An 11,910-nucleotide genomic window follows, 5' to 3' on the forward strand; every position below is an offset into this window, starting at 1 on the left:
CGCGTCAGCCGCCGTCCGACGCGCGTTCGTTTAGATCGAGGCGCGGCTGGAGCGGATCGGCGGCCTGGCCGATATGGCCGGCGTCGATCGCCTGCACTAGGCCCTTGGCTGCGTCGTACCGCGGCCAAGCGGTGTCTTCGACCGGACGCCCGGTCGTGGCGAACGAGACCCAGTAGCGGTGCATCGCGGTAGCGATCGGCCGATCGGACGCGGCGAACGGTGGCTGCCGCCGCACGTCGACGGTATCGAACGCGTACGGGATCTCGCTTGCATGCGACGCGCCCGCCACCTCGGTCCGCAGCGCCGGGGTTACGTAGCCGAAGCGGTAGAGATAGACCGGCTGCGTGGCGCTCGCGACGCGCGCGATCGCGCGGGCGGGTTCGATCATGTTGCAATCGGCCCAGGTCGCGATGCCGAGTTGCAGCCCGGACACGGCGCCCCCGGAATCGTAGAGCACGCGCGCTTCGTCGGCGAGCTTGCCGTAGGACGCGAAGATCGCCGCCTTGTCGGTGACGAAGGGACTGCCGTCCGCGCTGTTCGCGCCGACGATCAGCAGCACGCGGGCATAGTCGCCCGCAAGGTAGCTGGCGAACGGCGTGCGCCATATCGTCTTGCCGTCGATCATCGGGTCGGAAAAGGTCGGACTCATCATCGTCGTCATGCTAAGCCCGGCGACGACCTGATCGGCCGGCAGTGCGCGGAGCGCGGCGGCGGTTCTGCCCGGCAGGAAGGCCTGCCCCGCCTGCGCCGCCACCGCGAGCGGCCGCATCGGCAGCGCGCCGTCACGCCCGGCGCCGGATTCAATGATCGCCTTAGCGAACAGCCCGCGTGCGCCCGGCGCGGTCATCGCGACATTGACGGACATGCCGCCCGCGCTCTCGCCGATCAGCGTGACGTTGTTGGGGTCGCCACCGAACGCCGCGATGTTTGCCTGCACCCATTTCAGCGCAGCGATCTGGTCCATGAACCCGAAATTTCCCCCGCCGCCCTCGGCCGCAAGCGCAGGATGCGCGAAGAAGCCGAACCGGCCGAGCCGATAGTTGAAGCTGACGAAGACGACGCCATCGCGCGCGAACCGCTCGCCCGAATAGATCGCGGGCGAACTGCCGCCGTTGACGAAGCCGCCGCCATGAATCCACACCATCACCGGCCGCTTCCGCCCCGTGGCAGGGCCACGCGGTGTCCAGACGTTCAGGTACAGGCAGTTCTCGGCCGGCTGCGTCCGGATCGGGGCGGCAGCCTGCGGAAACGGCGCCTGCGCGCAGTCGGCGCCGTAATGGTCCGCGATGCGCACGCCCGACCAGCGCGCGGCCGGCTGCGGGGCGCGCCACCGGTCCGCGCCGACCGGCGGCGCAGCATAGGGGATGCCCTCGAACGCGACGGCATCTCCCGCTGCGAAACCCTGAAGCGCACCCGCGGGTGCATTCACGCGGGTCGCGTCCTGCGCGATCGCGACGCCCGGCTGGAGGCAGAGGGCTTTGTTGCAAAACTGACGCTTGGGATTCCCTGAGAGCCCAACCGAAAATTGAGTTGAGCGATTTCAGTAGCTTGTGATTCACCGGGGGGTGCGAAGACCACGAGGATCACATGAGCTGGACTGAAACCGCTCGGCGCGAGCATGACAGAAGCAGGCTGCGCTATGCAAGCGACTGCACCGATGAAGAATGGGCTGTCGTCCGCCCGTTGTTGAGGCGGACCTCTAGGGTGGGACGGCCGCGCAAGCACAAGGCGCGGACCTTGTGGGATGCGATCCAGTATATCGCGGCGACCGGGTGCCAGTGGGCGCAACTGCCCAAGGACTTTCCGCCCTTCACAACGGTGCAGTACCATTTCTACCGGATGCGCGACAACGGCCTGCTCGATTTCATCAACGCAGTGCTGGTGGCATGGGTGCGGGTATCGGAAGGTCGCACGCCGGCGCCGACCGCAGGCGTCATTGATAGCCAGTCGGTCAAGACCACCGAGGCGGGTGGGCCGTGCGGCTACGACGCGGGCAAGAAGATCAAGGGGCGTAAACGCCACATCGTGACCGACACGCTCGGCAACATGCTCGAAGGCGTGGTGCATGGCGCCGATGTGCAGGACCGCGACGGGGCGCCCGGTCTGATCGAGCGATCCTGCGACGCGTATCCCGCGCTCACCAGACTGTTCGCCGATGGCGGTTATGCCGGCCAGAAGCTTGAAGCAGCGGTCGCGCACATTGATCGGCTGACAATCGAAATCATCAGACGTTCCGACCTGACGGGCTTTGTCATTCTGCCCCGGCGCTGGGTCGTTGAACGCACCCTGGCGTGGCTCAACCGGTGCCGTCGTCTCGCCAAGGACTGGGAAACCTCCATTGCCTCGTCCGAGGCCTGAATGGTCGTCTCATCCATCAGGCGAATGACACTCCGTATCGCTAAACTCGAATTATGAGTCGGGCTCTTAGCTACCCACTTACTGCGAACGCCATGGTCGGCGATGCTTATTCCTTTAAAATATTGGAACCGGAGGGCGGTACATGAGTTTGGGTAGCTCCCTTACATGACAGCAGACTCCCATTATGACCGACTCTGCCGACCCATATACGCATTTGGGCAGCGTGCTCTCATTCGCCGTGTTTCGCGCAAATGGTGCCATGATCGCTTATGGCGATGAGCTCGTGCGTCCGCTCGGCCTGACAAGTGCGCGTTGGCAAGTGTTGGGCGCGATTCAGGAGGCGAACGGTTCCTTACCGGTAGCCGGGATCGCGCGAAATATGGGGCTTGTACGTCAATCTGTGCAGCGCCTGGCCGATGAACTCACCGCCGAAGGTTTTACGGAGTTTACCGACAATCCTCACCATCGCCGCGCCAAACTTGTACAACTAACGTCCACCGGACGCACTGTGCTAAACGAGGCAAATCGACAATGGTTGTCGACCGCGAACGAGTTGCTCGCTGAATTTTCCGCAGAGGCTATCGAGGTGACGAGCCGTCTTCTGGCCGGCGTGCGCGATCGTCTAGAAGCGCGCCGGTGCGAAATGGCCGAACTCGCTTGTCCCAATGACTCGAACTCAGATCTTTCCCTGGCGCTAGCCCACAGCGGAAGAACGAAATACTCCACAATGTCTAAGGAAGCCCGATGAGTCCGAACGAAAAGTTCGACGCTAATGTTATCGTTGTGGGGGCTGGACCGATTGGGCTGACCACCGGATGTGCGTTACGCCATCATGGCGTTGATTGCATTGTTTTGGAACAACGTGACGGCCCCAAGGCTAACTCCCGCGCAAACAATGTATGGGCGAGACCGCAGGAGCTTTTGCATAGCATCGGCTTGCGTGACGCTATCGTCGAGAAATCCTATGTCGTCGATAAGATCAGCACGTTTGTGTTCGATAGACCCGACAAGCCCATGCCAGTCGAAGAACAGTCGAGTCCATTTGGTCACGTGATCTACAGTGGTCAGGATGTCATCGAGACGACCCTTAACGACACGTATGTCGCGCGAGGTGGTCGATTAACGCGTGGCGTGAAGGTCCTTGCTGTAGACCAGGATGAGACCGGGGTATGGGTTCATATCACTGATGATCTTGATAGCGACCAGCCCAACCAGAAGCTGCGATGTCGTTATCTTGTTGGGGCGGACGGCAATGAAGGCACGATCCGCCGCTCGATTGACGCTGAGCACGAGACTACAGCGTTCGAGGGACGGATGAACCGCCAAGCCGACGCCAAACTGTCGTGGCGACGTCCGACGGATCCCGATCAGCTCTGGTTTTTCTACTATAAGGAAGGCTTCTGCGGCGTGATGCCCGTATGGGGCGGCTATCACAGGCTGTTCTTTCTCGAGAATGACGAGGGCGTGCCGGACCGCGATCCAACGATCGGGGAGATACAGGACCTTGCCCGTAAGGTAACCGGCGACAATACCGTGACCCTCACCGATCCGATCTGGCTAACTCACAGCAGGTTCAAACACGGTGTCGCACCCAAGTATGCCGAGGGCCGCGTTTTCCTGGTGGGAGATGCTGGGCATTTCACCTTGCCCATAGGAGGGCAAGGTATGAACGCCGGGTTCCACGATGCCGTGGAGATCGCCTGGAGGCTGGCAATGGAGATCAACGGCTCCTCCGCAAAGACTGTACTGGAATCCTACGGGGGGGAACGCCAGAACGAGCACGCCCGCCTCGACAAACAGCAGGCCCAGGGCTTCCGGCAAATCATGTATCGCGGCGCGATAGGCGATGCGGCGCTTCGCGCATCATCGCATATCGTCCCGTACATGGGTACTTTCATTCAAGGGACTACTGATCCTCAACAGATCAACGTGAGCTATCCAGACAGTCCGTTGAGCATTGATCGAATGGGATTTTTGGACAAGGTATTGCACCGGAACGAACCAAGGTCGGGCGACCGTGCGCCTGACGCTCAAGTAACCCAGCAGGATGGCGCAGTGGTTTCGTTGTTCGAGCACATATACAACCCGGACGGCCGCAGTTGGGGTTGGTCGTTGCTTGTCTTCGACGGTCGGCAGGAAGAGCGGTCTGCGCAGCCTCGGATCCTTGTCAATCAAGTAGGGCCATGGCCGTTTGTGCGTCCAAAGCTGGTGATGGGATATGGCAAGGGCATCCCAGAGCCGGGCGTCGAGACACTTTTCGACCTAGACGGACAGGCACATCGGGCATTTGGCTTGGATGGTCGACCGGCCTACGTTTTGATCCGGCCGGACGGACACATAGCGTTTCGAGCCCCGCTTGATCAGCCTGATGCACTAGTCGAGTACTGCAGACGCGTTTTCCACAGCACCTCTGAGCCCGACGCGTGAGCGTCTCCGATCACAGTCCGTTGTTCAAGGGGACGGCAGCGTAATGACATACGTTCACTACAGGCACGACATCGAGACGATTTCTGCAGACGAGGCAGAGACGATCAATCAAATCCGTGAAATGATGCTGCAACTTGCGGAGCGGGTTCGTCAGAAGCATGGTATGGCGATGAAGGGGACGCACGCGAAGGCGGTCGGGCTCGTCAAAGCCTTTCTAACCGTTGATCCGGATCTGCCGGAGGAACTGGCTCAAGGTCTGTTCGCCCGCCCGCACACCTTTGAAGCACTGGTTCGCTACGCACCGGGCCCGCCTGAGAAGCTTTCTGACAAAGCATCAGGGCAACGCGGCATGTCCATCAAAGTCCTGAACGTCGCGGGACATCGTTTACCGGAAAGCGACGAAACGACTACTCAGGACTTCGTGCTTGCAGTCGATCCCGCATTCAATGCGTCGACCGCGAAAAGCTTTCTTAAAGCCTTTCGGCTGACTGGCGCGCAGGCTCCCCGCGTTCCTGAGCGCGGCATCATTGCGCTATCGCACGTCGCACGCGGTGCAGAGGCTTTGCTGGAAGCGGTAGGTTTGGAGAGTTCGAACCTGAAGTTCATTGGCCGGCCACCGCGCCACCCGGTGAGCGATCCGTATTATAGTCAAGCACCTATCCGGTTCGGGGATTATGTGGCGAAAGTCGCGGTCTTTCCATCTGAAGAAACTCTGGAGAACGTCGGCGAACAAGACGTAGACGTTTCCGATGACAATGTATTTCGGCACGTTACCGAGGCCTACTACCAAACTCACGAAGCCATGTACGACGTGAAGGTTCAGCTATGTACTGATCTTGATGCAATGCCTATCGAGAATGCAAGTGTTACGTGGCCCGAAACCGAAAGCCCATACCGGACGGTTGGAAGGCTGGTTATTCCTCGGCAAGTGGCTTTCAGTGCCGCCCGCGAGCAGTACTTCGACGATCGGCTGTCATTCAATCCAGCGAATGCGCTTGATGAACACCGCCCGTTGGGGTCGATAATGCGCGCACGGATGGAGGTATATAAACATACGACTGCGTTCCGTAGATTCGAGAACGGCGCTGCCCCAGCAGAGCCTCGTTCCTTGGACGAGGTGCCTTCTTAGAGCCCGACCGAAAATTGAGTTGAGCGATTTCAGTAGCTTGTGATTCACCGGGGGGTGCGAAGACCACGAGGATCACATGAGCTGGACTGAAACCGCTCGGCGCGAGCATGACAGAAGCAGGCTGCGCTATGCAAGCGACTGCACCGATGAAGAATGGGCTGTCGTCCGCCCGTTGTTGAGGCGGACCTCTAGGGTGGGACGGCCGCGCAAGCACAAGGCGCGGACCTTGTGGGATGCGATCCAGTATATCGCGGCGACCGGGTGCCAGTGGGCGCAACTGCCCAAGGACTTTCCGCCCTTCACAACGGTGCAGTACCATTTCTACCGGATGCGCGACAACGGCCTGCTCGATTTCATCAACGCAGTGCTGGTGGCATGGGTGCGGGTATCGGAAGGTCGCACGCCGGCGCCGACCGCAGGCGTCATTGATAGCCAGTCGGTCAAGACCACCGAGGCGGGTGGGCCGTGCGGCTACGACGCGGGCAAGAAGATCAAGGGGCGTAAACGCCACATCGTGACCGACACGCTCGGCAACATGCTCGAAGGCGTGGTGCATGGCGCCGATGTGCAGGACCGCGACGGGGCGCCCGGTCTGATCGAGCGATCCTGCGACGCGTATCCCGCGCTCACCAGACTGTTCGCCGATGGCGGTTATGCCGGCCAGAAGCTTGAAGCAGCGGTCGCGCACATTGATCGGCTGACAATCGAAATCATCAGACGTTCCGACCTGACGGGCTTTGTCATTCTGCCCCGGCGCTGGGTCGTCGAACGCACCCTGGCGTGGCTCAGCCGATGCCGGCGTCTCGCCAAGGACTGGGGAGCCTCCATCGCCTCGTCCGAAGCCTGGATGGTCGTCTCATCCATCCGGCGAATGACGCGCCGTATAGCTAAACTCGAATTATGAGTCGGGCTCTTAGACTGCTGGCTTAACCGTCCTCAATTTAGCGAGCTGGACTAGCGTTCGGAGGCGTCGCAGCTACGCTCCCCTGCGCTGCCTGAGCTGGCAGCGTCTGACTACCACGCGGTGGTCCATTCGGCTGCTTCTGAAAGCCACGCGCGGCGAGCCAGCATATCGTGACGACGAGTGCCACGATCATCACGAAGGTGGCAATTGCCACAGGACCGGCTCGCTTGTTTCCTCGTCTCCGCATCACATGCGCTCCCCAGTCATGCCATCGATGTTATCACCGTGCCGTAGCCACGTGGCGACGAGATGATCGTGGACCTCAAGTCCACCGGTTTGATCGGGCAAGACGGTCTTACGTCCGGACGTCTCTATCGCCGCTCGCCGAAGACCGAACCAAGAATACCCCCGAGGCCACCGCCAAGACCGCCCCCGGGCGCAGCGCCTGCGACTCCAGCGCCACCCAGGCTGCCCAGTACAGATCCAAGGATTCCGCCAAGGCCACCTTGCTGCCCGCCCGAGCGCCCTGTCAGATGGCCGGCCACCAGCATGACCAGGATCGGCAGCATCTGCTTGAGAAGCTCAGGCGCCAGGCCGCTGCTCTGCGCCGCGTTGTCGGCGACCTCCCGACTGCCGTCCTTCGATCCGAAGATACCGCCGAGGATCTGATTACCGCGATCGATCTGCGTCGGCTCGTTGCCCAACACGTTCGAAGCAAGGTCTGCGCCGCCAAGCGTGTTCACATGGGCGTCTAACTGCGTCGTGTTATTCCCCATGCCGCCCAGAACTGACGGCAGCAGCGCCTCTGCGCCGCGCTGAGCTTGCTCGCGCGGTATGCCTAGTTGGGCGGCGAGTGCATCGATGCCACCATCTGGGAGGAGGTCATTGAGGTTCATGTCAGCTCCCTTGTTGCGACGGGTACCAACAGATGCTGCGACCTATAGGTCCGGTCCCCTTCAATCGCGCTTGGACCTTGGATCGGCAGGCATGCGCTGTCTGCGCAATGTTAGTCAGGGAGCTCGGGCGTACGGGCGCCAAAACGTCTTATCCGTCGGTAGATCTTGACGCGATGGTGCCGAGACACCGGAACCCTCCCCCATCCTCTCGCGCTTGAGCCATGAAGGAGAGACGGCATGGACGACCAGCGCGTGTGGGAATTCGAAGGCAGCCTATGGGATGCCAGCGACGAGCATTACCAGGACCGGATCGACGAGGAGATCGTCATGGTCTTGCCCCGGCCGCCTTATGTCTTCCAGGGGCAGGAAGCGAAGGATGCGGTCAAGGCTACGCCCGATTGGGATACGATCGACCTATCGGATCGACGAGTGTCACGCCCTCAAGAGGGCCTCATCGTCGTTGCGTACACCGCGCGATGCGCGAGCGGCGACGAGAAGTACGAGGCGCATTGCACCTCGACCTTGCGGATGCGGGGACACGACGATTGGCTGGTCGTCCAACATCAGCAGACACCACCCTTGACCGCCAGCGTCGAAGCCTGACCGCGGGCTTGCCGTTGCGCCTGATACATACCTGTAACAGGCGCAACGGTACTAAACCGGGAAGTCGGCTCCCCCATTGCGGGTGTGATCCCGACAGCCTCAACTGCGACCAGTTATCGCGACCAATGGATCGCCCAGGCGACCGTCTGCTAGTAGGGAAGCCGTGGCATCGCGGAACCCTGCCGTCTCCAAATAGAGGCGGACAAGCGAGGCGTGGCCCTGCGTATCGAGAGCGCGCCAGACCGCCACGGCCTTGGTCGGGAAGCAGCGGTTTGAGAAGCTTATGATGACGCGGCCTCCCGGCTTCAGCACACGACGAACCTCGCGCAGTACCGCCAGGGGGTGTTGCAGATATTGAACCCCGACACAGATCAGTACGGCATCGTAGCGCGCGTCCCCTTCGGACAAGTCAGGCACATCGTTAAGGTCTTGGACGAACCAGCGATCGAAGCGCGGATTGGCGGCGAGTTCCTCTGCGTTCATGCCGTGGCCGACGACCTCGCCATAGGCGACGTCGTCCGGCAGGTGGCTGACCCAGCTCGACATGAGGTCGAGCACCCGCCCGCCAGCGGGGATCGCCTCGCGGTACAGGCTGGTCAGTGCATCTACTGCTGCCTCGTCAATGTGCGTGACCAAACGCGGGGGCGCGTAGAAGCCAAGGTCGTCGCCATCATCCTGTCGGTCGAAGGCCTGCGCCGGCAGTCCCAACTCGATCGCTTCGGTCACGCGGTGAACCCCTGCCAAGTAAACCAGCCGGTATTTGCAACCGCAGCGTCCGTTCGTACCCGTATGCCCGAGCGCAACGCGAGGTAGCGATCGTCCTCAATCACCGACGACGGCCGAGCCATACACTGACCCCCGCAAGGCCAAGAACCGCCATACCGCCCGCCGCGGCTGCCACCTTGCGCCCCCGGTGTGGATCGCGCCGGCCACCATCTGGACCGGCGGGGACGCCAGGTTCGAACAACACCCCATCGTTGTCGTTGCCGTCGGCCGCGCGGGCCGACCAGGTGTCGAGGAAGCCACTCATGATCGCCGCCAGCAGGTTCGGCGCCGCGAACTCGCCGAGTTTGAATGCGATTGCCGGCGCGCCGACGGCGGTAAGGTTACGAGGGTGCGTGGCAAGCCGCACGACTGCCTTCGCCACCGTCTCCGGTGCGAGCGAACCGGGGGGAAGCGAAAGCCGGGCACCGGTATAGTTGCCAGCATGGTCCACGCCGGGCGTATCGACGAAGGTCGGGCAGACGTCGCATATGTGAATGTGCAGGCGCTTCGACACCTCACCGCGTAAAGCCGCGCTGAACCCGCGCAACCCGAACTTACTCGCCGAATACGCCGCAGCATACTGCGTGGCGACAAAACCGCCCGCCGAAATCATGTTTACCCAAGTGCCGTGATCCTGCGCGAGAAAGATCGGCAGTACTGCATGGACGTCGTTCATGTGGGCGACGAGGTTCACATCGACGACACGGGCATGATCCGCGATCGGGACGTCTTCGTACCGGCCAAGCACACCGACGCCTTCGCAGCTGAACCACAGGTCAATGCCGCCGAGCAGATCGCGCGCCTGAGCGGCGAATATGGCCACTGCGCCTGCGTCGGTGCAATCTACCTGTCGGACGATTGCGCTACCGCCAGCTTCGACGCAGCGCTGCGCGACGTCGTCCAGCCCTTCCTTGCCGCGAGACCCCAGGACAAGTCGTGCTCCCGCTTTTGCGAAAGCCACCGCCGTTGCCGCGCCGATGCCGCTCGATGCACCGGTAATTACCACGCGGCGCCCGGCCAGATTACGATTAGCGCTCATCGGACAATGCTCAAGGCGGCTGCCTCTACACCTACGGGAAGACAACGCGGTCGCATTAGACGAACTGTCCTATCATCATGCATAGGCACTCAACGTCTCGGAGGCGCCGGGGTGTCCCCCGAGACCGCGCGATGTTCCTTAAAAGAGATCCCCGGATGATCAGTTCGGATTGGTGTGCGGCTCCTTGGGGCCATCGTTCAAAGATCTGAGCTGCGCTTCGCGAGTTGGGTCACCACCACCGCCATGGGGAACTGGCACATCGATAGCGCTGTTCGGCGTCGCACCACCGCTGAGCTTTCCCCATCCGCTCAACACATCCGCGGCATCGGCACCGCCCAGCCCCCCACCACCAGGCGTTTTGGTCAACTGCGCATCGTCTAAAACAGTCGCAGCGCTATCCGCGTCGTTCGGCTCCGGCTTCTCTTCGTCAGGTGCAATTTTCGGCTGTTCAATTGCCATGTCGATCTCCTCTGCTCGCTCTAAAACCCTTCAACCGGATATAGTCTCCCCGATCTTCAACGAGTTCTCCGATTTCATCGTGGAAATAGCCGATCTCAGAATCAGCGCCTTTCGGCGTGAGATCAGTAGGTTGTCGGGAACGGATCCGTACTGAAAATGGTTACCGCTCTGATTGTTTGCGACTGTGGTAGGCGTCCACACGCGTCGCCTTCCTCTCGCATTGAGATCTGGGAGGCATAGCTTGGCATATCTGCGGTATAGCGACGACATCGAGACGATCCAGCCGGACGAGCAAGAGTCAATCGACGGCATCATCAAGGGCATGACCCAGCAGACCGAGACGGTCGAGAAGCGAGAACGCCATGCCGTTCGCGCGAGCCACGCGAAAAGCTCTGCATGCGTTACCGGCGAACTGACGATCGCGAACGACCTGCCCCCCGAACTTGCACAAGGCCTGTTCGCCAAGCCCGGCACGCATCCGGTCGCTATCCGGCTCGCGCAGGGCCCCGGCGAGACGTTGGGCGACCGCGTGTCCACCCACCGCGGGATGGCGATCAAGGTGTTCGGCGTGGATGGAGAGAAGCTGCTTGGCCACGACGCCAATACGCAGGACTTTGTGTTTGCGACCGGACCAACCTTTCCATCGGGTACCGCTCAAGGCTTCCTGCGCGACGCAAAGCAGATCGGTGCCGCGACGCCGCTGCCGGAAGGGTTCAAGAGTGTGGTCTCCAGCCTCGCGCGCAACATGAACAAGGTGCTGACGAAGGTGGCGACGCCAAGCCCCAAGGCGGACTTCTTCGGGCATCCTTACAGTCACCCGCTGTTCGACAGCTATTTCAGCCAGGCACCTGTCCGCTACGGTGATTACGTGGCCAAGCTCGCGGCGTTCCCGGCTTCGGTCTATCAGGATCAATTGAAGGACTGGCTGCTGGATCCGCACGAGGACGAGGATGGCTTTCGTCATGCCACCGTCCGGTATTTCAGCGAGCACGAAGCGGTATTTGAGGTCCGCGTACAGCTCTGGGCGAACGCGGAAAGCCAGCCGATCGAAGATACGTCGGTCGAATGGCCGGCAAACGACAGCCAGTATCGCACCGTCGCGACGATCCGTATTCCGCGCCAGGAAGCATACAGCGCCAAGCGCGTCCGTTATTTCGACGAGGTGATGACCTTTCGCCCGGCGCATAGCCTCGCGGCGCACCGTCCGCTGGGCTCGGTGATGCGAGCGCGGCTGCAGGTCTACAATGCCCTGTCCGACTTCCGTCACCGCGAGAACGGCGTCGCTGCACAGAACACTGCCGATATCAGCCAAATTCCAGCCTGAGGATCC

12 protein-coding genes are annotated in these 11,910 nt (G+C 61.5%); 7 read left to right on the forward strand and 5 right to left on the reverse strand.

Annotation, left to right across the window (positions count from 1 at the left end; translation table 11 throughout):
* Positions 1–4: 4 nt before the first annotated feature.
* Positions 5–1,429, reverse strand: a complete 1,425-nt coding sequence (locus tag AC3D24_RS21915; protein ID WP_489033657.1) for a carboxylesterase/lipase family protein — start codon at positions 1,427–1,429, stop codon at positions 5–7.
* A gap of 158 nt (positions 1,430–1,587) precedes the next feature.
* Between AC3D24_RS21915 and AC3D24_RS21920 the strand changes: the two genes are divergently transcribed.
* From AC3D24_RS21920 to AC3D24_RS21940, 5 genes are all read left to right on the forward strand, one after another.
* Positions 1,588–2,358 carry an IS5 family transposase gene (locus AC3D24_RS21920; protein WP_489033659.1) on the forward strand — a complete coding sequence of 257 codons (771 nt, stop codon included), beginning with the start codon at positions 1,588–1,590 and terminating at the stop codon, positions 2,356–2,358.
* A gap of 184 nt (positions 2,359–2,542) precedes the next feature.
* The gene (locus AC3D24_RS21925) at positions 2,543–3,106 is read left to right on the forward strand and encodes a MarR family winged helix-turn-helix transcriptional regulator (RefSeq protein WP_489033660.1); all 564 of its coding nucleotides are present in this window, start codon (positions 2,543–2,545) and stop codon (positions 3,104–3,106) included.
* On the forward strand, positions 3,103–4,785 hold the full coding sequence (locus AC3D24_RS21930; protein ID WP_489033661.1) for an FAD-dependent monooxygenase: 1,683 nt from the start codon (positions 3,103–3,105) through the stop codon (positions 4,783–4,785). Before AC3D24_RS21925 ends, AC3D24_RS21930 begins: the two co-directional genes overlap by 4 nt.
* Positions 4,786–4,828: 43 nt before the next feature.
* Positions 4,829–5,914: a catalase family protein gene (locus tag AC3D24_RS21935; RefSeq protein WP_489033662.1), complete on the forward strand. Its 1,086-nt coding sequence runs from the start codon at positions 4,829–4,831 to the stop codon at positions 5,912–5,914.
* A gap of 76 nt (positions 5,915–5,990) precedes the next feature.
* A complete protein-coding gene (locus AC3D24_RS21940; RefSeq protein ID WP_489033663.1) occupies positions 5,991–6,818 on the forward strand; it encodes an IS5 family transposase in 828 nt (275 codons plus the stop codon).
* Positions 6,819–7,189: 371 nt separating this feature from the next.
* Here the strand turns inward: AC3D24_RS21940 and AC3D24_RS21945 are convergent, their stop codons facing one another.
* Positions 7,190–7,714, reverse strand: a complete 525-nt coding sequence (locus AC3D24_RS21945; RefSeq protein ID WP_489033665.1) for a DUF937 domain-containing protein — start codon at positions 7,712–7,714, stop codon at positions 7,190–7,192.
* A gap of 237 nt (positions 7,715–7,951) precedes the next feature.
* Between AC3D24_RS21945 and AC3D24_RS21950 the strand changes: the two genes are divergently transcribed.
* Entirely contained in the window at positions 7,952–8,317 is a 366-nt protein-coding gene (locus tag AC3D24_RS21950; protein ID WP_489033666.1) for a DUF4440 domain-containing protein, read from the forward strand.
* A 99-nt stretch (positions 8,318–8,416) separates the two neighbouring features.
* Here the strand turns inward: AC3D24_RS21950 and AC3D24_RS21955 are convergent, their stop codons facing one another.
* The 3 genes from AC3D24_RS21955 to AC3D24_RS21965 all read right to left on the reverse strand — a co-directional run bounded on the left by AC3D24_RS21955 (position 8,417) and on the right by AC3D24_RS21965 (position 10,580).
* The gene (locus tag AC3D24_RS21955) at positions 8,417–9,043 is read right to left on the reverse strand and encodes a class I SAM-dependent methyltransferase (RefSeq protein WP_489033668.1); all 627 of its coding nucleotides are present in this window, start codon (positions 9,041–9,043) and stop codon (positions 8,417–8,419) included.
* Between the two features lie 100 nt (positions 9,044–9,143).
* Positions 9,144–10,121 (reverse strand): SDR family oxidoreductase, encoded by a 978-nt coding sequence (locus AC3D24_RS21960; protein WP_489033669.1) that lies wholly within the window; start codon positions 10,119–10,121, stop codon positions 9,144–9,146.
* 159 nt (positions 10,122–10,280) lie between these two features.
* Positions 10,281–10,580 carry a hypothetical protein gene (locus AC3D24_RS21965; protein WP_489033670.1) on the reverse strand — a complete coding sequence of 100 codons (300 nt, stop codon included), beginning with the start codon at positions 10,578–10,580 and terminating at the stop codon, positions 10,281–10,283.
* A gap of 241 nt (positions 10,581–10,821) precedes the next feature.
* Between AC3D24_RS21965 and AC3D24_RS21970 the strand changes: the two genes are divergently transcribed.
* The gene (locus tag AC3D24_RS21970) at positions 10,822–11,904 is read left to right on the forward strand and encodes a catalase family protein (protein WP_489033672.1); all 1,083 of its coding nucleotides are present in this window, start codon (positions 10,822–10,824) and stop codon (positions 11,902–11,904) included.
* Positions 11,905–11,910 lie beyond the last annotated feature (6 nt).

This window comes from Sphingomonas sp. SL1004, assembly GCF_057815015.1.

Excerpts from the sequence above, each read along its gene's own strand:
- AC3D24_RS21920 (WP_489033659.1), top strand. The coding sequence starts at position 1,588 with ATGAGCTGGACTGAAACCGCTCGGCGCGAGCATGACAGAAGCAGGCTG.
- AC3D24_RS21925 (WP_489033660.1), top strand. The coding sequence starts at position 2,543 with ATGACCGACTCTGCCGACCCATATACGCATTTGGGCAGCGTGCTCTCA.
- AC3D24_RS21930 (WP_489033661.1), top strand. The coding sequence starts at position 3,103 with ATGAGTCCGAACGAAAAGTTCGACGCTAATGTTATCGTTGTGGGGGCT.
- AC3D24_RS21935 (WP_489033662.1), top strand. The coding sequence starts at position 4,829 with ATGACATACGTTCACTACAGGCACGACATCGAGACGATTTCTGCAGAC.
- AC3D24_RS21940 (WP_489033663.1), top strand. The coding sequence starts at position 5,991 with ATGAGCTGGACTGAAACCGCTCGGCGCGAGCATGACAGAAGCAGGCTG.
- AC3D24_RS21945 (WP_489033665.1), bottom strand. The coding sequence starts at position 7,714 with ATGAACCTCAATGACCTCCTCCCAGATGGTGGCATCGATGCACTCGCC.
- AC3D24_RS21950 (WP_489033666.1), top strand. The coding sequence starts at position 7,952 with ATGGACGACCAGCGCGTGTGGGAATTCGAAGGCAGCCTATGGGATGCC.
- AC3D24_RS21960 (WP_489033669.1), bottom strand. The coding sequence starts at position 10,121 with ATGAGCGCTAATCGTAATCTGGCCGGGCGCCGCGTGGTAATTACCGGT.
- AC3D24_RS21965 (WP_489033670.1), bottom strand. The coding sequence starts at position 10,580 with ATGGCAATTGAACAGCCGAAAATTGCACCTGACGAAGAGAAGCCGGAG.